This is a genomic window from Priestia sp. SRI_019 (assembly GCF_057586255.1).
In genome coordinates, this window is sequence record NZ_JBYCZN010000015.1 from 1 (window position 1) to 19,020 (window position 19,020).

A 19,020-nucleotide genomic window follows, 5' to 3' on the forward strand; every position below is an offset into this window, starting at 1 on the left:
TTGCCCTGAAGCAACTTTATTAGTATAACATTCTATCATTTTGATGTCAACATCTTTTTTAAGATGTTTCTCTCAACTGCGCTGTTCATCAGCGACATTTAATAATTTACCATATATAATATATAGAGTCAATCGTTTTTCTAAAAAACTTTATAAATAAAAAAGTTAATGAAGTAAACCTTCAATATAATGATTGAATACTCTCTATTACAATAGCAATCTAGCCGCTATGCAGTTTTCTTATCTTACCATAAAAAAAAAGCCCAGTCATTAAACTGAGCTTTTTTATTTAAACTATTCTGCTAAGAATGCAAAATAGAGTATGAAGATGATACAGAGAGCATACATAATTGGATGAACTTCTTTTCCACGCTTGCTGCATAACATTGTAATAGGATAAAAGATAAAACCAACCGCAATACCTGTTGCAATACTGTATGTTAGTGGCATCATAATTACCGTGAAAAATGCGGGAACTGCTACTTCGAACTCTTTCCAATTAATTTCTCCTAAATTTGACACCATCAGAGCTCCTACCGTAATTAAAGCCGGCGCAGTAACAGCTGGTGTTACGACCGCTAACAATGGAGAAAAGAACAGTGCAACTAAGAAAAACGCCGCCGTTACGATTGCAGTAAATCCTGAACGTCCGCCCGCTGCTACTCCAGCCGTAGACTCTACATAAGCTGTTGTTGATGAGGTACCAAGAACAGCACCAACTACAATCGCACTAGAATCTGCCAATAACGCTCTGCCCGCTCGCGGAAGTTTATTATCTTTCATAAGCCCAGCTTGACTCGCTACAGCAACCATTGTACCTGCTGTATCGAAGAAATCAACAAATAAGAAAGTTAAAATGACGACTAGCATCTTTACAGTAAAGATATCACCGATATTTTGAAAAGCTGCCCCAAACGTCGGGTCAAGACTAGGAACTGATGAAACAACTGCTTTAGGTGTATCAATTAAACCAAAAGCCATACCTGCTACAGCCGTTACAATCATACCGATAAATACAGCTGCATTTACTCGAAGCACCATTAATACAATAGTAATGACAATGCCAAAAACCGCAAGTAACGTTGTTGGGTTAGTTAAATCACCCAGTCCAACAAATGTGGCATCATCTTTGACAATGATTCCGGCACCTTTCATACCAATAAAACTAATAAATAAACCAATACCTGCTCCAACAGCCATTTTTAATTCAATAGGAATAGAATTAATAATTTTTTCTCGCAGGCTTGTTAATGTTAAAAGAATAAAAATAACACCTGATATCATAACACCCGTTAAAGCCGTCTGCCATGGAATTCCCATTGTCAGAACAACTGTATAAGCAAAAAATGCGTTTAATCCCATACCTGGAGCTAATGAAATTGGATATCTACCAAGCACTCCCATAACAATTGATCCCAAAGCTGCCGCTAAAGCAGTAGCTGTAAATACAGCCCCTTGGTCCATTCTCATACTGTCAGGAAGATCCTTTACATCACTTAGTGATAGCACAGATGGATTAACAAATAAAATGTAAGCCATAGATAGAAAAGTTGTAAGGCCAGCTATAAACTCTTTTCGATAGCTAGTACCCAGCTCTTCAAAACGAAAATACTTCTTCACGTTTTTTCCTCCCTTTATAGAAGCCGCATGCACTTAGGCAAGCCATAAAATATGCCTCTACACTAGGCGCGTAAAGGCATAAGATCGACTAAAAGAGAAATGTATGAGCCAAAAAAACAAAAGATTTTTACACATACATGTATTACTTTCTCGTAGTCAAGCCATTTACGGTAGCTCGGTAGAAACTTTTGGGCCTTATCCCCAAGATTATACGACATTAAAGCTATATCTCGCTGTTTTATGTTACTATCCTACCATTAACTTTTTAAAAAAGTCAACAAAAAACGAACATTCTTATAAAAGAATGTTCGTTTGTTCGGTTTTCTTACATATTATTCCCATTCAATTGTTGCAGGTGGCTTACTTGTAATATCATACACTACGCGGTTAATATGCTTAACTTCGTTTACAATACGCGTTGAGATAACTTCAAGCACATCCCAAGGAATACGCGCCCAGTCAGAAGTCATACCATCAATCGATGTAACAGCACGAATACCGATTGTGTAATCATACGTACGAGCATCTCCCATTACACCTACACTGCGGATGTCAGGAAGAACCGTAAAGTATTGCCAGATATCGCGCTCTAAGTCAGCTTTTGCAATCTCTTCACGTAAAATAGCATCCGACTCACGTACAATTTCTAACTTCTCTTCCGTAATTGCACCAAGTACACGAATACCTAGACCTGGTCCTGGGAAAGGTTGACGCCAAACGATGTTATCAGGGATACCCAATTCAGAACCTAATGCACGTACTTCATCTTTGAATAGCGTGTTTAACGGTTCGATTAGTTTGAACTGCATATCTTCCGGTAACCCACCTACGTTGTGGTGAGATTTGATCGTTTGAGCTGTAGCTGTCCCACTCTCGATAATATCTGTGTATAGCGTACCTTGAGCTAGGAAATCAAACCCTTTTAATTTAGCAGCTTCGTCATCGAATACATAAATAAATTCATTACCGATGATTTTACGCTTTTGTTCAGGATCTGATACGCCGTTTAATTTTTCTAAGAAGCGATCTTTTGCATCGATTTTAATTACGTTCATATTAAAGCCTTCGCTAAATGTTTCCATTACGCTTTCCGCTTCACCTTTACGTAATAAACCGTGATCTACGAACATACATGTTAACTGATCACCAATTGCTTTGTGAATTAATACAGCTACTACTGAAGAGTCTACTCCGCCGCTAAGTGCGCAAAGTACTTTTCTATCTCCAACTGTTTCACGGATTTTATCCATTTCAACTTCAATGAAGTTCTCGATTGACCAGTTTGCTTCAGCATGACATACTTCAAACACGAAGTTCTTTAAGATATGGTTACCGTGCACTGAATGGCGAACTTCTGGATGGAACTGCACTCCGTACATATTCTTTTCTTTGTTACTCATTGCGGCAATTGGACAAGATGGACTAGTTGCGTCCACTTCAAAACCAGCTGGTGTTTCTACAACTAAATCACCGTGACTCATCCAAACAACTTGTTCTTTTGGCAACTCATGGTACATTAATGAATCGTTTTGTACGTTAATCGCTGCTTTACCATATTCACGATGGCTAGCACCTTCTACCTTCCCGCCAAAATGATGAGTCATTAATTGCATTCCATAACAAATACCTAACACAGGAATACCTAATTCAAAAATGTTTTCATCGCAGTGAAATGCGTTTTCACCGTACACACTGTTTGGGCCTCCAGAAAAAATAATTCCCTTTGGATTTAATGCTTTAATCTCTTCTGCTGTAATTGTGTGCGGATGCAATTCACTATATACTCCGAACTCGCGAATGCGACGCGTAATCAGTTGGTTATATTGACTACCAAAATCTAATACAACAATCATGCCTTCCATCTTGTTCACCTCTCCGAATGTGTAAATAATCACTTGTTATTATGCCCTAAAATATAAAAAAAACTAGACTTCTCCCTCAAAAAACAAAGGCAGAAGTCTAGTTGAGCACGACGTTCATTGTCAAATAGACTGTTCTGCCTTCATAGTCAGATCGTTTAAGGTGACCCGGTAGAGACTCTCGAACCATATTATCGAGGATATATGAAGGTATACGAAACATTTATAGTAAGTTCGAGAATATTCTATCAATCCGCGAAACAATGGTCAAGAACTCGTTTTTTTGATTAAATTTTCCCACAATTCAATCGACTCTTTCCATTCTTTTATGGAATCTGCATTTCGATACAACACCCGCTCATATTTTTCCGTTAATTGTAGCATATTTACCGTATTTAATTTTTCGTCTACTTCTCTTGCAAAGTCGCGCAGCGTCTGACTTTCTTGCCGCTTTAGTCCATTTGCAGCAAGTCTTTTAAGTAAAAAAGCATACGCTGATTCAAAGGTTTCCACACTCTCTTTCTTTTTATAAAAAGAGATATAAAAAGGTAAAAACCATTTAAATCGATTGAGATATATTACTATTAACATAATTACAATCAGTCCGTAGAAAAGCACTTTCCACTTCATAGACAACTTAGCATTTTGAAGAGAAGCTGTTTTTTCTTTCGCTCTTTCTTCTTGTGCGGGAAGCTCTTTTTCCTTAGGCTGCTCCTTCACTTGCGTTTCTTGTTTCTCTTCTTCCCTTTGACTATTTTCACTAGAGTTGTTAGGTTGGCTATCTACAAAATCATAAGGATTAGAAAAACTTTTTGTTGGTTCAAAAGGTACCCAACCCGCTCCTGGAAAATAGACTTCGACCCAAGAATGAGCATTATTTTGTGTGATTTCATAGGTTGTCCACTTACTACTTCCTGAAATGACGGTGGCATCACCTTCTGTATAGCCCTTTACCCACCGAGCAGGAATATCTAATGAACGAAGCAGCACAACCATAGAAGTAGAGAAGTTATCACAGTACCCTCTTTTTGTATCAAATAAAAATTGATCCACATAATCTTTATTTTTCGTAGGAATTGGAACATTTTCAGTATCATATACATATGGATTTGATCGGAAGTATTCTTCAACGGCTTTCGCTTTTTCATAACGATTGTTCTTATTTTTTGTTACCTCACGAGCTAAATCCTTTACTCGTTTCGGCAAATTAGCAGGAAGTTGCGTATACCTTGCTATGAATTCGTTATTATTCTCTAAACTCTCTGCCTTTTTTTCCTCTGCTTGCTGAAGAAGTCCAATATTAAATACAGGATATTTATACGTCATCTCATACGATTGAACAGTAACAAGCTTGTCATTTTGATAAGGATATAATTTTTCATTTGTCGGTGTAACATCGGTTTGAATGCCATTTTTTAAGGTTAGCGACAGCAGTTGAGGAACATGCATAAGATGAACAGAAGGCTGCGAATAGGTAACTTCTGCTTTTCTTACTTGTCCTGCTACACTTGAGTCATATTGAGGGAGTAAGTTTTCATTTCCTTTAAAGGATACTTTTTCTTCCTCTTTAGACAGCTCCCACCCCTTACCTGTATAAACATCCTTCGTTTCAATACGCCAATAGTGCTCATCCTCTACTTTGGCTGTAAACACAACCGTATCATCATTAACAAACGATCCCCCCAATTTAGAATCGTCCATATCATAGCCAATTCGTTGACCGCTTGCAGATTCTCCCTGTCCTTGATTTGTTGTATGCGCTGTGATAAAAGGTACGGGATCTGGCCACTGCGGCCCTGGTTTAGGAGCGAGATAAGCCAGCACAATGACGATAGCTAAAAAGCTGCCTAGAAAAAGAAACGATCGTTTTCTATTTTCTAAACGCTCAGTGCTCGTAGCTTTTATGCGTTCAGGATTTATGCGAAGCATGGCTACTAATAAAAATCCAATAATGGTCACGCGAATAATAGTAGCTCCCGCATCGTAAGTAGAAAAGGTATCCAACACGGTAATATACAAAATGGTTAAGAAGAAAAAGAAGAAAATTCTTTTTTGATAAAAGATCCAATATCGAATTAAATAAGCCATAATCCAAAGCAGCACAAAAAATAAAGTGCTCCTCATTTCAAATGATAAATTCGCTATATTCCACTCCATGATACTTTGTGCATCTGACTGAAGAATCTCCAAAAGTCTCGGAAGCCAGTCTGAAGAAAAGAATGCTCCTTGGAAATAGAGATTGTGAAGCGAAAACAAAATAAACAATATACTCCCTAACGCCATCACGATAAACGGCAAGCGAAACGTTAAACACAAAAAACAGTAAGCAACAAACAAGATAAAGTACTGAATTTGATTAGTATCCGTCACTTCATTTAAAGGAAGAAGCCATTCCACTAATAAAAAGAATGCTCCCGCGTACAATAAGATGTTTTTTACATACAAAGCTGATTTATTCACTTATTTCCGCCCTCACTTCCTTTAGATGATAGAGGAAGAGGAATATTAACGACTTCAATCGTTAAAGCAGAAGATTGTATTCCATTTACAATAACCGTCTCTTCGTCACTAAGCCCTGCTCCTTCATCTTTAACGACAATTATTGATGCCTTAGCATGCAGACTTAGCTTAGATTGAACCTGCCCAATGAGAGCCCCTGTAACTTGACTGACAATGACCATAAAAGAATGCTGCTTTTGAATGGCAATACTCTTAAATTCTGTTTCGAACGCTCGGTTGTTAACAGGCTGTGCACGCGCTAAGTGATACAACAGGTTATCAGTCTCACTTTGTTCAGAGGTTTTTGGTAAAAAAAGTGCATCTCCAGCTAAAAGAAAATCGATTTTTTTACGCTTGGTTTCTTCATGAATGAGCATGGATGCCAGAAAGCTCATTCGTTCTTCAAAGTATAGAGAGCTTATAACATCTGCAATGATAATCATACTCCGTTCATGATAATGACCGAACTCTTTAGAAATCAACGTAGATTTACGAGCTGTCGCCTTCCAATCGATAGATCCTAATCGGTCACCCGGCTGGTATTCTCTAATGCCTGTCACTAACGTAGTAGATTGATTCCCCGTGGAAACTTCATTTTTTCCTTCTTCTATTCCCGCTAAAAGAAACGGGATATCTATCTCATGGATTTGAGGATATACGATAAACCGCTGCTGCAGCGGATAATATGCCTTCTTTTTTACAATTCCTAATAAATCACTCAATTCAATCGAAATCGTAAAAAATTCATATTCTCCTCTTTCTACAAACGATCTTTCATGCGGAATAACAGCATTTCGTTGAAAAAGCGGATAAATTGTTCTTTCTTCTTGATCTAAAAGGTTACTCTCCTCTTTCACTGCTGCCATATAAACAGGAAAACCCGAGGAGCGTGTAATATGAATGTCATACGAAAGATGATCTCCAGCGAATCGAGGCTGTAGCTTCACATCACGAGTAACATTCCACTTCTTTAACGGATAAAGCAAAACGGCTGCCGCATATAATCCAAAAGGTAAGAAGCTATAAAATAAAAACCAGCTGACAAAGCCCCCTTGAAACATCGCGTAAGAAAACGTAGCAGCAAAGATGCAGAATAAAACGAACCAGCCCCTACATTTATTCCATATCACTTTTATATACTGTTTCATAAAGTACCTCTTACCTTTTAACAGGTACTTTCGTATCAGCCATAATTTGCTTCATCACATCATCCGCTGTTAAGCCGCTGTACTGGGTATCAGATCTTAGCATTAATCGATGTGCACACACATACGAAGCAAGCTCTTGAACATCATCAGGAAGACAGTAATCTCTTCCCTTCACTAACGCATATGCTTGAACGGCCTTCATAAAGGAAACCGTTCCACGAGGACTGATACCTAACGAAACATGTGGATGAGAGCGCGTTTTGCGAATGATTTCGATGATATAGTGCTTGATCGCATCATCTACATAAATACTGCTTACAGTTTTTTGAGCCTGTACTAATTCTGGAATGCTCATGACGGGTTTGACATCTTCAAGATTAACTTGAGTCGATACGCCGTTTAAAATTTGAAGCTCCTCTTCCTGCGTAGGATACCCCATGCTTAATTTGAATAAAAATCGATCCAGCTGCGCTTCTGGCAAATGATAGGTCCCATCAAAATCAACAGGATTTTGAGTAGCCATCACAAAAAAAGGCGCTGGAATTTCCCGGGTGATACCATCGGTTGTTACATGATGCTCAGCCATTGCTTCTAAAAGCGCCGATTGTGTTTTAGGAGAAGTCCTGTTAATCTCATCAGCGAGTACAATGTGGCTCATGATAGGACCTGGACGAAAATGAAATTCCATGTCTTTTGGACTGTAAATAGAAACACCTGTTACGTCGGACGGCAGCAAATCGGGCGTGAATTGAATTCGTTTAAATTCTGCATCAATCGATTTGGCCAGTGCCTTCACGAGCATCGTTTTCCCCACACCCGGCACATCTTCAAGCAAAATATGCCCCTTTGCAAGCAAAGCAACCAAACTCAACGTAGATACATGACGCTTTCCAATTACAATTTGATCGATGTTTTCTAATACTTGGTTTAATTTATTATTAATATGATCCAGCTGAATCAACGAAGCTCCCCCTTAAAACTCAGTTAAGCCTTGAGTTTAGTATGTTTTTCAATAAACATAGTACTATCTTAACAAATTTTAAAAAAATCTGAAAATATTAATGCACGCAAAAAAGCGACCAAGTGAGTACTTGGTCGCTTTTTTAGGTAGGGCAGTGATTACATCATGCCGCCCATTCCACCCATGCCGCCCATGTCAGGCATTGCAGGTGCTCCGCCTTCTTCTGGCTTGTCAGCAACAACTGCTTCAGTTGTTAAGAACATAGCCGCTACAGAAGAAGCATTTTGAAGAGCTGAACGCGTTACTTTTGTTGGGTCAACGATACCAGTGTCTAGCATATTTACCCACTCGCCAGTTGCAGCGTTAAATCCAGTTCCAACTGCTTCGCCTTTTAGACGCTCAACGATTACTGATCCTTCTAAACCAGCGTTGTGAGCGATTTGACGTACAGGCTCTTCGATCGCACGTAATACGATGTTGATACCTGTAGCAGTGTCACCGTCAGCTTCGATGCTTGCTACTTTATTATAGATATTTACTAATGCAGTACCACCACCAGCTACGATACCTTCTTCAACCGCAGCACGCGTAGAGTTTAATGCATCTTCAATACGTAATTTACGTTCTTTTAACTCAGTTTCAGTTGCCGCACCCACTTTAATTACAGCTACGCCACCAGCAAGTTTTGCTAAGCGCTCTTGTAATTTTTCACGGTCAAACTCTGAAGTTGTTTCTTCAAGCTGAGCTTTGATTTGGTTTACGCGTGCTAGGATATCTTCTGCGTTTCCTGCACCGTTTACAACTGTTGTATTTTCTTTTGTTACAACAATTTTAGAAGCGCGACCTAATTGATCGATGCTTGCTGTTTTTAAGTCAAGACCAAGCTCTTCAGTGATTACTTCTCCGCCTGTTAGGATTGCAACATCTTGTAGCATTGCTTTACGACGATCACCGAAACCAGGAGCTTTAACAGCTACAGCTGTAAATGTACCACGAAGTTTGTTCACAACTAATGTTGCTAAAGCTTCGCCTTCTACGTCTTCAGCGATGATTAATAGAGGCTTGCCTTGTTGAACAACTTGCTCTAATACCGGTAAGATTTCTTGAATGTTACCGATTTTTTTGTCTGTGATTAAGATGTATGGATCATCTAATACAGCTTCCATTTTATCTGAATCAGTTACCATATAAGGAGATGCATATCCACGGTCAAACTGCATACCTTCTACCACTTCTAATTCAGTTGTGAAACCTTTTGATTCTTCAAGTGTGATAACGCCGTCGTTACCAACGCGCTCCATTGCTTCAGCAATTAATTGACCTACTTCTTCGTCAGCTGCTGAGATAGCCGCTACTTGAGCAATTGAATCTTTACCTTGAATTGGTTTAGAGATTGCTTTTAGTTCTTCAACCGCTACAGCTACTGCTTTTTCCATCCCTTTACGGATACCCATTGGGTTAGCACCAGCCGTTACGTTTTTAAGACCTTCTCTGATCATTGCTTGCGCTAAAACTGTTGCAGTAGTTGTACCGTCACCAGCAACGTCGTTTGTTTTGCTAGCGACTTCCGCTACTAATTTAGCACCCATATTTTCAAATGCGTCTTCTAATTCGATTTCTTTTGCAATTGTTACACCGTCATTTGTAATAAGCGGTGAACCGAATTTCTTTTCTAATACAACGTTACGACCTTTTGGTCCAAGCGTTACTTTTACAGCATTTGCTAATGTATCTACACCACGTAGCATTGCGCGACGTGCTTCTTCGCTAAATTTAATGTCTTTTGCCATGTTCTTTGACCTCCTCAAGATGTTCTTAATAATCTATTTTTTACGTATGATAAGTTTGTGGTTAAAATTAGCCGATTACAGCTAAAATATCGCTTTCGCGTAAAATTAAGTATTCAGTACCTTCGTATTTCACTTCAGTACCCGCATATTTTGAGAAGATGATACGATCGCCCGCAGCTACTTCTAAAGCTACACGCTCACCGCTTTCTAATACTCGGCCTGTACCAACAGCAACAATCTTACCCTCTTGTGGTTTTTCTTTTGCACTGTCCGGTAACACGATACCGCTTGCTGTTTTTTCCTCAGATTTTACAAGTTCAATCACTACGCGATCACCTAATGGCTTTAACAAGTGAAACAACCTCCTCAAATAATATGTTTGCATTTTTATTAGCACTCAACCTCGACGAGTGCTAACACAATTATTATATTAAAACAAAGTGGGTTTTTTTTGCAAGTATTAAACAAAAAAAATTTAAAATTTACGACAACTACATATAATAGTCTTAGATTTCGACGATTTTGAGAAATAAAGCATTCTTTTCTCTGTTCAATAATATGTATGTTACAATACGAGCAAGAAGAAATTACTAACTTTACAGTACTTCTTCGACATATATACATAAAAACCTTTTAAAGGAGTATAGAAGATTGGAAAAACGTTATTGGTATGTTATCCTCACCTACATCCTTATGCAGTTTTCAGGAGTTGTTGGTATACCGCTGTTAAAATTAACAGGAATGTTTGATGACTATCCAGTTCGAACAGCGAATGTCCTGCTTTTGACTTATTGGACTATCATTAGCTTTATCCTTGGCTTACTTATTGTCTTACTGCTGCTGCGTCGTGACATGTCCATGCGTATAGAACATGCTGGAAAAACGATTGCTGTTGTCTGGTCAGTCCTTGGGGTGTTTCTCGCTATGGCTGGTCAAGCTGTAGCAGGTATGATCGAACACGCTCTTGGCATTACCCAAGTATCTGAAAACACACAAAATATTGTTAACCTTGTTAAAGCAACACCGTTCCTTATTGTCGTTACGTCTGTTATTGGACCAATACTAGAAGAGATTATTTTCCGAAAGATTATTTTCGGCTCTCTTCACAAACGATACAATTTCTTTATCTCTGCATTTATTAGTTCCCTTATTTTCGCTGCGGTACACTGGGATTTTAAACATTTACTTGTGTATACAGCCATGGGATTTGTATTTGCATTCCTTTATGCAAGAACAAGACTAATTGTTGTACCTATTATTGCTCATGTTTTGATGAATACAATCGTTATTTTATCTCAAACTATTTTTGCAGATAAAATTATAGAAATGCAAAAACAAGCAGAACAAATGCAGTTTATTTTTGGAGGCATGTTTTTATGAAGAATATCCCTTTAACACGAGGGTTTATTTATATTATTATGGGGATTTTATTTACTTACTTGGCAATTCAAAATGCTCAGGAAACCGTGTGGAATTTCCCCACAATCTTATTTGCACTCGTAGCCGCATTCGATTTCAGGTTTGCGGTTCGCATCTTTATCTTGCACTACAAAATTAAAAAATTGCAGCAGCAATATAAAAATCAAGATGATTCATCTAAATAAAAAAACCACTGTTTCAGTGGTTTTTTTACATACTAACATCTTCTCTTTCTTGCTCTGCCCTTGCCTTTAACACTTTGCGATACGAAATGCGGGAAATAATGATGCTGATTTCATACAAAATTAAGAGCGGCACTGTCACCATCATGTGCGAGAGCAATTCCGGTGGTGTAATAAGTGCGGCAATAACTAGCAGTACGAAATAGGCATATTTTCGAATTTGAGATAAAAACATAGGCGTGATAATTCCTAATCTCGTCAAAAACATCACGACGACAGGAAGCTGAAACAACAGGCCAAAAGGCAGTGTGAGCTGCATTAAAAAAGAAAAGTATTCATTAATGCCAATCACTTGGTTTACATTCAGCTCATCAGAAACGCGCGTCATAAAATCGACGACAAATGGAAACAACACAAAATAAGAAAAAGAGACACCGCCGATAAAGAGAAAAATGGAAACAGGAATATATCCTAGCGTTACCTTCCGCTCTTTTTCATATAAACCAGGACTAATAAATGCCCAGAGTTGATACAGTGCAACAGGAGCTGCAAGTACACAGCCGATAATAACAGCAAACTGCATATAAATCTTAACTGGATCTGTTAGCCTAAATGCATTCATCGTTAAATTTTTTGCCTCATCAGCATGCTGTAAATAGACAATGACCTTATCCGCTATAAAAAAGCCGCCAATTGTGGCAATCACAAAGAAAAATAAAACAATTAAAATGCGTTTTCGCAGCTCTCCTATATGATCATATATTGACATTTCTTGTTCGGTCATACTATGATCACCCTTTTACTCTTTGTCATCTACTTGACGCTGTTTATCTTTTTCACGATCTTCTGATGCACCGCTAGCGGCATGCTTAAACTCTCTAAGCGTTTGGCCCACTGATCTTCCTAGCTCCGGTAACCGTTTCGGTCCAAAAATAAGCAGTGCTACAATCGCAATAATAATCCAACTGCCTGCTCCAATCCCCATATTCCCACTCTCCTTATTAATTTAGACTTAAGGAAATCGTAACATAGTCCGCCTTATTCAACAGGATAATTTTTCAAAAAGTAGACAAGCGACTGTAATTCTACAGCAAGATCAATATGATGCAGTCGAATCTCATCCGGTACGTTTAAGCGTGCAGGAGTAAAGTTTAAAATTCCTTTAATTCCGCAACTCACTAAACGATCGGTAATTTGCTGAGCAACAGTGGCTGGAACGGTTAAAATCGCTACTGAGATGTCATCACTCATATAATCTTCCAATTGGTCAAGGTGATAAACCGGCACGTCGCCTACTTTTGTACCGACTTTATCTTCTATCACATCAAAAGCGCACTCAATTTTAGTGTTATTATTTTTAATAAAATTATAATTTAAAAAGGCCGTTCCGAGATTCCCTACGCCAATCAGTGCTACTTTCGTTACTTCATCTTGGTCTAACGTTTTACGGAAAAATGTAAGCAAATAATTCACATTGTAGCCGTATCCCTTTTTCCCTAATGCTCCAAAGTAAGAAAAATCCCGGCGAATAGTAGCAGAATCAACTTTCACTGCCTCACTTAACTCCGCTGACGAAACACGCTGTTTACCAGAAGCATGCAAGTTTTTTAAAAAACGATAATAAAGCGGCAATCGTTTAGCCGTTGCTTGTGGTATTTTTAATTGTTCAGTGTTCACGTTGTACCCCCTCAGTTCATGTATGTCATTACTAACATTTTCAAGTCATATTGCATTACCTTTCACAAAGCATCAACCGCTTTGAGGTAGCGCTTCCAATTCTCTCTCTTTTCTCTTGTTTTATATATACTCCGCTTCGCACCCCGACGGCTTTTGTCTATCCAGCACTACTTAAAGTCGGTAGCTAGAACGAAGCAATGTGCCCTTCAAAGGATTCGTTTGTTAGTCATGACGGGTTTTCTACATCCATCATATATAAGTTCAGAGATGCACTTATCTCTTATTTTAACATAGTATCCTGTATAAAATGTGCAGGTAAAATCATTTTATTTCATGAATCAAAACATTCGCTTCATCATTTGTCCTTGTCCCTCTACAAATTACAAACGCTTGTAAGAAGAACTTGTAGTTGAAAATATGTTAAAATACACTATGGATATACTACTAGAGGTGAAAAAATGATTATTCTACAATTGAACGGTATTACAAAATACTATGGGGCAGAACCCATTTTATCGAATATAAAGTTAGAAGTACAATCAAAAGACCGCATTGCCCTAGTGGGACGAAACGGTGCTGGTAAATCAACTTTATTAAAAATTATTGCTGAGCAGCTTTCTTATGACAGCGGAGAAATTATTAAACCTAAAGGTGTTTCCATTGATTATATGGGACAAGATACAGTTCTTGAGTCAACACTCTCCATATGGGAAGAAATGATGACGGTCTTTGCTCCGTTAAAGAAAATGGAAAAAGAATTACGTACGCTTGAAACGAAGATGGGTGATCCAGACATTTTTAATGATTCAGTTCAATACGAAAAACTAACCAAAGAGTACGACCAGCTTCAAGTAACGTTCAAAGATTTAGGCGGCTATCAATATGAAGCGGATACACGGTCTATTCTTCACGGTTTCCGTTTTTCAAACTTTGACTATAGCACCCCTATTTCCTCCTTGAGCGGTGGACAAAAAACGCGCTTGGCTCTTGCAAAACTGCTTTTAACAAAGCCAGACTTGCTTATTCTCGATGAGCCTACCAACCACTTAGATATTGAAACTTTAGCATGGCTGGAACAGTTTCTGCAAGGGTATGAAGGAGCTATTTTAATTGTTTCACACGATCGTTACTTCCTTGATAAAGTCGTAAATCAAGTGTATGAAGTCACACAAAAAACAACGGTCAAGTACACGGGCAACTACTCTAAATACCTTGTACAAAAAGCAGAGCGATATGAAAAAGAGTTGCGTCAGTATGAAAAGCAGCAAGATGAAGTCGCAAAACTGAATGATTTTATTCAGCGAAACATCGCCCGCGCATCGACTACAAAACGTGCGCAAAGCAGACGGAAACAGCTCGATCGAATGGAGTTAATAAATCGACCTAACGAAGGCGAAAAATCAGCTAGTTTTTCGTTTGAAATTGAGCGTCAAAGCGGAAATGAAGTCTTAAATCTTGAAGACGTGTCTATCGGATATGATGAACACAAATATATCGTTCAGCAGGCAAACCTTCGGATTAAAAAAGGTGAAAGCCTTGCGTTGGTTGGCCCTAATGGAGTTGGGAAATCTACTTTATTAAAAGGTATTGTGGATAAACTAAGCTTCAAGACTGGAACCATTTCCTTTGGCTCAAACGTAATGGTTGGTTATTACGACCAAGAGCAAGCCAATTTAACGTCTAATAAAACCGTTTTAAATGAGCTTTGGGATGAATACCCATCCAAACCTGAAAAAGAAATTCGTACAGCGCTTGGAAATTTTCTGTTTTCAGGTGATGATGTACTGAAAATCGTTTCCACGCTTAGCGGTGGTGAAAAAGCACGCTTGGCTCTTGCGAAGCTTATGCTTCAAAAAGCTAATTTCTTAATTTTAGATGAACCTACTAACCATCTTGATTTAGATAGCAAACAAGTACTCGAGAATGCGTTAATCGATTACCCAGGAACTCTGTTATTTGTTTCACATGACCGTTATTTTATTAATCGTATTGCAAACAAAATAGCAGAGCTGTCTCCTGAAGGGTTAGAAGAGTTTCTTGGAGATTATGACTATTATGTAGAAAAGAAAGCAGAAATAGAGGAAATCAAAGAATTAGAAAATATAAAAGCAAACGAAGAACGCACGGTAAAAGTAGATAAACAGTCCTATAAACAAGATAAAGAACAAAAAAAATTGATGAGGCAGCGAACGCGCCGCATTGAAGAAATTGAGACTGAAGTAAACAAATTAGAAGCCGCACAAGCAGAGAATGAAGAACTTCTTTGTGACCCTGAAATTTATCAAAACCACGAAGAAGTATCAAGATTAAACGGTGAAAACGAAAAAATTTCTTCACAGTTATCCACATTAATGGAAGAGTGGGAAGAATTACAGCTTCTTCTAGAAGAATAGTCTATATTTTTTCGTATTTATTCATCCTATTTACTTGTTCGTGCGCTTTAGAACAAGCTTTATCCACTCTGTGAATAAACAGTGGATATCTGTCTGATTTTCATAATTAAAACTTGTTGATAACAGGTCCGTGTACTGAGCGCACGGACTTTTCCACATAATTATCCACAGTTAATTCTAAATTTATTGAATATTGTTGATAAATTATTTTTATCCACAAAAAAAGACGAATGAGAACTAAATCTCATTCGTCTCTTACTCTTCCAAGTCTAAACCGGGGTTTGCGTTTAATGACATATCTGAACGTTTTCCTTGAGCAAATCGTACACTTGCTGCTGCTCCAATCATTGCAGCATTATCCGTGCAGAGAGAGAGCGGCGGGATAATAAGTTCGATGTTTGATAATGGTGCAAATGCCTCTTCTAGCGCTGCTCTAAGTCCTTTATTAGCAGCAACTCCTCCTGCTACTAACACTTGCTTAACGTTATATTCCTTTGCAGCTTTAACGGTTTTAGTTACTAACACATCAATAACACTCGCTTGAAAGCTAGCAGCAAGCGTTTGTGGAAGAATTTCTTCACCTTTTTGCTTCGCGTTGTGGACAGTGTTAATAACTGCTGATTTTAACCCACTGAAACTAAAATCATAGGATCCTTCTTCTAGCCAAGCACGCGGCAAATCAATTAATGGCTCTCCTTCATGTGCAAGGCGGTCAATATGCGGTCCCCCTGGATATGAAAGGTTTAACGTGCGGGCTACTTTATCGTAGGCTTCTCCTGCTGCATCATCTCTCGTTTCACCAATCACTTTAAACTGACCGTGACTTTCCATGTATACAAGCTCCGTATGCCCTCCAGATACAACTAACGATAAAAGCGGGAATTCTAATTTTTTGATTAGCTGGTTTGCATAAATATGTCCTGCAATATGATGAACACCAATTAATGGCTTTTGATGTGCAAATGCTAGCGCTTTGGCTGCATTTACGCCAATAAGAAGTGCTCCCACAAGCCCTGGTCCTTCCGTTACAGCTATTGCATCAATATCTGCAAACGTCAAGTTCGCTTGATTTAAAGTTTCTTCAACTACCACCGTAATTTGTTCCACATGATGACGAGATGCAATCTCCGGTACGACACCGCCAAATCGTTTATGACTTTCTATTTGAGAGGCCACCACATTGGCTACAATTTCATGACCGTTTCGAATCACGGCTGCTGCTGTCTCATCACAGCTTGTTTCTAATGCTAAAATTAATTGATTTTCACTCATAAATTCACCCACATAACTAATGCATCCTCATTGTTATCAGAATAATAATTCTTACGAATACCTCCAGGTTTAAAACCTAGCTTTTGATACAATGATTGTGCAATATGATTAGATACCCTAACTTCTAATGTCATTGACGCAGCACCTAGTTTTCGAAGCACGTCCATCACGTTGCGCAGCAACAATTCACCGAGTCCCTTACCTCGGTAGTCTGGCAATAGCGCAATGTTGGTTACATGTGCTTCGTCAATAACAATCCACGTTCCGCAATACCCAATAATATTTTCTCCTTCTTCCATCACAATGTAAGTTGAAAATTGATTATTGGTTAACTCATTTTGAAACGCTTCTGAACTCCAAGGTGTCGTAAAAGACTTCTCTTCAATTTTCACTACTTGATCAATATCTTTAACTTCCATTAAACGAAACTTAATTGTTAGTTTCATGTTTATACCTTCTTTTATCCTTTTTGCTGTGAAGCAAGCCAGTTGGCTTCGGCTTCAGCTAAACGAATGTAGTTCGGAACAAAAGTATGCACAGACTGCGGCTCTTTCTTCATTCCTAAGAAAGCCAATTCACTTGGTCTTGGATTAAACTGCTGAACATGGGCAAATACAGCTTGTTCACCCAGCACTTCTTTTAACGCCTCTTCATGCATAGGAAGATCATTGCCTATGAATAAAATAGGTTTGTTGTATGACTTTAAATGTTCCGCCCAGTCTTTATTAATAACAAGTCGATCACTTTCAACTTCTACAAGACCTCTCTCGTTATTCCATTCATATAGTCCTGTATAAAGCTGTTGACGGCGCGCATCAAATAACGGAGCGATATATCCATCAAAATAGCGACCGTTTGCTGATAGTGCCTCAAGGCTAGATACACCTATTAAAGGAATATTTAAAGTCCAAGCAAGTGTCTTGGCAATGGTAACGCCAATGCGTACACCTGTATAAGATCCTGGACCGTGTGCTACTACAATACGGTCTAGCTCGCTTGGCGCAATATCACAATCCTTTAACAAAGATTCCACAGCGTTCATCACACGAACGGAGTGATTCTTTTTTAGATTCGTAATAATTTCTCCAATTACTTTGTTTTCTTCAACGACAGCAACACCCATGACAAAATTGGATGTATCAATGGCTAACATTTTCATCTTTTAAAAAGCTCCTTACATATTTCAACGTACCGACTGCCTATCGCTTTTACAAGGATTTTACGAGCCGTTTCGTTTTCATGGTAAATATTGATTTGAATATATTCATTAGGAAGCTGCTCTTCAATCAGATGAGCCCACTCCACGACCGTCACGCCATCTCCTTCAAAATACTCATCAAACCCTAGGTCTTCAAATTCATCCCCTAGACGGTACACATCCATATGATAAAGAGGAAGGCGACCGCTTTTGTATTCTTTAATGATCGTAAATGTCGGGCTATTCACATTGCGTTCAATTCCTAATCCTTTAGCTAAACTTTTTGTGAATGTTGTCTTTCCAGCTCCCAAATCGCCTTCAAGCAGCAGCACGTCACCAGCTTCTAATAAAGTTGCTAGACGAGCAGCCAGCTGATTAGTTTTATCAGGAGACGTAGACATAAACGTAAATTCGTTAATCTCTGTCATTCATTCAGAACCTCATTTCAATCTGTATATATATATTGTAAACGTTGTGGACTATACATATCCAGTAAGAAATCCAACAATCTTTAACATCGCAATTCTATAAAGAAATTTCTTTGTATATAAAAAATTCCTTAGGATTGCTCCTAAGGACGGTAAAGTTTTATATAAAAATGGTTCAAACAATAAAAAAGACGAAACACATTGTTTCGTTTCTAAAACATGGCGGTCCCGACGGGAATCGAACCCGCGATCTCCTGCGTGACAGGCAGGCATGTTAACCGCTACACCACGGGACCATGTTGGTTGCGGGGACAGGATTTGAACCTGCGACCTTCGGGTTATGAGCCCGACGAGCTACCGAACTGCTCCACCCCGCGATGATAAAAAAAGCAAAATAAAAATGCCTAGCGATGTCCTACTCTCACAGGGACAAAGTCCCAACTACCATCGGCGCTAAAGAGCTTAACTTCCGTGTTCGGTATGGGAACGGGTGTGACCTCTTTGCCATTATCACTAGACATTTATATGAGATTGTTCTCTCAAAACTAGGTAACAGTTTGCTGAGTAAAGCTTA

17 protein-coding genes, 2 tRNA genes, 1 rRNA gene and 2 riboswitches are annotated in these 19,020 nt (G+C 38.6%); of the genes, 3 read left to right on the forward strand and 17 right to left on the reverse strand.

All coding sequences use genetic code 11. The features are described 5' to 3' along the window. Positions 1–294: 294 nt before the first annotated feature. From AC2YJL_RS27095 to groES, 7 genes are all read right to left on the reverse strand, one after another. A complete protein-coding gene (locus AC2YJL_RS27095) occupies positions 295–1,620 on the reverse strand; it encodes an NCS2 family permease (protein ID WP_013055032.1) in 1,326 nt (441 codons plus the stop codon). A gap of 133 nt (positions 1,621–1,753) precedes the next feature. Continuing rightward, positions 1,754–1,855: riboswitch (purine riboswitch) on the reverse strand. A 97-nt stretch (positions 1,856–1,952) separates the two neighbouring features. Beyond that, positions 1,953–3,482: a glutamine-hydrolyzing GMP synthase gene (gene guaA / locus AC2YJL_RS27100; protein WP_028410369.1), complete on the reverse strand. Its 1,530-nt coding sequence runs from the start codon at positions 3,480–3,482 to the stop codon at positions 1,953–1,955. Positions 3,483–3,605: 123 nt separating this feature from the next. Then, positions 3,606–3,707, reverse strand: a riboswitch (purine riboswitch). Between the two features lie 39 nt (positions 3,708–3,746). Then, positions 3,747–5,939, reverse strand: a complete 2,193-nt coding sequence (locus tag AC2YJL_RS27105) for a transglutaminase TgpA family protein (protein WP_251569214.1) — start codon at positions 5,937–5,939, stop codon at positions 3,747–3,749. Further along, positions 5,936–7,126 carry a DUF58 domain-containing protein gene (locus AC2YJL_RS27110; RefSeq protein WP_251569213.1) on the reverse strand — a complete coding sequence of 397 codons (1,191 nt, stop codon included), beginning with the start codon at positions 7,124–7,126 and terminating at the stop codon, positions 5,936–5,938. Before AC2YJL_RS27110 ends, AC2YJL_RS27105 begins: the two co-directional genes overlap by 4 nt. Before the next feature lie 10 nt (positions 7,127–7,136). Beyond that, complete coding sequence (locus AC2YJL_RS27115) at positions 7,137–8,087, reverse strand: AAA family ATPase (protein WP_195695585.1); 951 nt, start codon at positions 8,085–8,087, stop codon at positions 7,137–7,139. Between the two features lie 158 nt (positions 8,088–8,245). Further along, positions 8,246–9,877: a chaperonin GroEL gene (groL, locus tag AC2YJL_RS27120; RefSeq protein ID WP_013081432.1), complete on the reverse strand. Its 1,632-nt coding sequence runs from the start codon at positions 9,875–9,877 to the stop codon at positions 8,246–8,248. Between the two features lie 67 nt (positions 9,878–9,944). Further along, positions 9,945–10,229 carry a co-chaperone GroES gene (gene groES / locus AC2YJL_RS27125; RefSeq protein ID WP_013055026.1) on the reverse strand — a complete coding sequence of 95 codons (285 nt, stop codon included), beginning with the start codon at positions 10,227–10,229 and terminating at the stop codon, positions 9,945–9,947. A 299-nt stretch (positions 10,230–10,528) separates the two neighbouring features. Between groES and AC2YJL_RS27130 the strand changes: the two genes are divergently transcribed. After that, positions 10,529–11,257 carry a CPBP family intramembrane glutamic endopeptidase gene (locus AC2YJL_RS27130; RefSeq protein WP_050691696.1) on the forward strand — a complete coding sequence of 243 codons (729 nt, stop codon included), beginning with the start codon at positions 10,529–10,531 and terminating at the stop codon, positions 11,255–11,257. Continuing rightward, complete coding sequence (locus AC2YJL_RS27135; protein WP_013055024.1) at positions 11,254–11,481, forward strand: YdiK family protein; 228 nt, start codon at positions 11,254–11,256, stop codon at positions 11,479–11,481. Before AC2YJL_RS27130 ends, AC2YJL_RS27135 begins: the two co-directional genes overlap by 4 nt. Before the next feature lie 25 nt (positions 11,482–11,506). On the opposite strand, the gene tatC is transcribed toward AC2YJL_RS27135, so the two are convergent. The 3 genes from tatC to AC2YJL_RS27150 are packed head-to-tail and all read right to left on the reverse strand — an operon-like array spanning position 11,507 to position 13,155. After that, positions 11,507–12,262, reverse strand: coding sequence for a twin-arginine translocase subunit TatC (gene tatC / locus AC2YJL_RS27140; protein WP_013055023.1), 756 nt, complete (start codon positions 12,260–12,262; stop codon positions 11,507–11,509). A gap of 15 nt (positions 12,263–12,277) precedes the next feature. Continuing rightward, positions 12,278–12,463: a twin-arginine translocase TatA/TatE family subunit gene (gene tatA, locus AC2YJL_RS27145; protein WP_013055022.1), complete on the reverse strand. Its 186-nt coding sequence runs from the start codon at positions 12,461–12,463 to the stop codon at positions 12,278–12,280. 53 nt (positions 12,464–12,516) lie between these two features. Then, a complete protein-coding gene (locus AC2YJL_RS27150) occupies positions 12,517–13,155 on the reverse strand; it encodes a redox-sensing transcriptional repressor Rex (protein WP_028410376.1) in 639 nt (212 codons plus the stop codon). Positions 13,156–13,613: 458 nt separating this feature from the next. Between AC2YJL_RS27150 and AC2YJL_RS27155 the strand changes: the two genes are divergently transcribed. Further along, positions 13,614–15,548 carry an ABC-F family ATP-binding cassette domain-containing protein gene (locus tag AC2YJL_RS27155; RefSeq protein ID WP_230931660.1) on the forward strand — a complete coding sequence of 645 codons (1,935 nt, stop codon included), beginning with the start codon at positions 13,614–13,616 and terminating at the stop codon, positions 15,546–15,548. Positions 15,549–15,803: 255 nt separating this feature from the next. On the opposite strand, the gene tsaD is transcribed toward AC2YJL_RS27155, so the two are convergent. From tsaD to rrf, 7 genes are all read right to left on the reverse strand, one after another. After that, positions 15,804–16,820 (reverse strand): tRNA (adenosine(37)-N6)-threonylcarbamoyltransferase complex transferase subunit TsaD, encoded by a 1,017-nt coding sequence (tsaD, locus tag AC2YJL_RS27160; protein ID WP_487375078.1) that lies wholly within the window; start codon positions 16,818–16,820, stop codon positions 15,804–15,806. Further along, positions 16,817–17,266 (reverse strand): ribosomal protein S18-alanine N-acetyltransferase, encoded by a 450-nt coding sequence (gene rimI / locus AC2YJL_RS27165; protein ID WP_034654811.1) that lies wholly within the window; start codon positions 17,264–17,266, stop codon positions 16,817–16,819. Before rimI ends, tsaD begins: the two co-directional genes overlap by 4 nt. A 14-nt stretch (positions 17,267–17,280) precedes the next feature. Next, positions 17,281–17,979: a tRNA (adenosine(37)-N6)-threonylcarbamoyltransferase complex dimerization subunit type 1 TsaB gene (gene tsaB / locus AC2YJL_RS27170; RefSeq protein ID WP_230931659.1), complete on the reverse strand. Its 699-nt coding sequence runs from the start codon at positions 17,977–17,979 to the stop codon at positions 17,281–17,283. Continuing rightward, positions 17,976–18,446: a tRNA (adenosine(37)-N6)-threonylcarbamoyltransferase complex ATPase subunit type 1 TsaE gene (gene tsaE / locus AC2YJL_RS27175; RefSeq protein ID WP_369361877.1), complete on the reverse strand. Its 471-nt coding sequence runs from the start codon at positions 18,444–18,446 to the stop codon at positions 17,976–17,978. The genes tsaB and tsaE overlap by 4 nt, the downstream gene beginning before the upstream one ends. 220 nt (positions 18,447–18,666) lie before the next feature. Then, positions 18,667–18,742 (reverse strand) — tRNA-Asp (locus AC2YJL_RS27180). Between the two features lie 4 nt (positions 18,743–18,746). Next, positions 18,747–18,823, reverse strand: a tRNA-Met gene (locus AC2YJL_RS27185). Between the two features lie 25 nt (positions 18,824–18,848). Then, a 5S ribosomal RNA gene (rrf, locus tag AC2YJL_RS27190) occupies positions 18,849–18,964 on the reverse strand. Positions 18,965–19,020: the final 56 nt, after the last annotated feature.

Excerpts from the sequence above, each read along its gene's own strand:
- AC2YJL_RS27155 (WP_230931660.1), top strand. The coding sequence starts at position 13,614 with ATGATTATTCTACAATTGAACGGTATTACAAAATACTATGGGGCAGAA.
- groL (WP_013081432.1), bottom strand. The coding sequence starts at position 9,877 with ATGGCAAAAGACATTAAATTTAGCGAAGAAGCACGTCGCGCAATGCTA.
- AC2YJL_RS27110 (WP_251569213.1), bottom strand. The coding sequence starts at position 7,126 with ATGAAACAGTATATAAAAGTGATATGGAATAAATGTAGGGGCTGGTTC.
- tatA (WP_013055022.1), bottom strand. The coding sequence starts at position 12,463 with ATGGGGATTGGAGCAGGCAGTTGGATTATTATTGCGATTGTAGCACTG.
- AC2YJL_RS27135 (WP_013055024.1), top strand. The coding sequence starts at position 11,254 with ATGAAGAATATCCCTTTAACACGAGGGTTTATTTATATTATTATGGGG.
- tsaE (WP_369361877.1), bottom strand. The coding sequence starts at position 18,446 with ATGACAGAGATTAACGAATTTACGTTTATGTCTACGTCTCCTGATAAA.
- guaA (WP_028410369.1), bottom strand. The coding sequence starts at position 3,482 with ATGGAAGGCATGATTGTTGTATTAGATTTTGGTAGTCAATATAACCAA.
- tsaD (WP_487375078.1), bottom strand. The coding sequence starts at position 16,820 with ATGAGTGAAAATCAATTAATTTTAGCATTAGAAACAAGCTGTGATGAG.
- tatC (WP_013055023.1), bottom strand. The coding sequence starts at position 12,262 with ATGACCGAACAAGAAATGTCAATATATGATCATATAGGAGAGCTGCGA.
- tsaB (WP_230931659.1), bottom strand. The coding sequence starts at position 17,979 with ATGAAAATGTTAGCCATTGATACATCCAATTTTGTCATGGGTGTTGCT.
- rimI (WP_034654811.1), bottom strand. The coding sequence starts at position 17,266 with ATGAAACTAACAATTAAGTTTCGTTTAATGGAAGTTAAAGATATTGAT.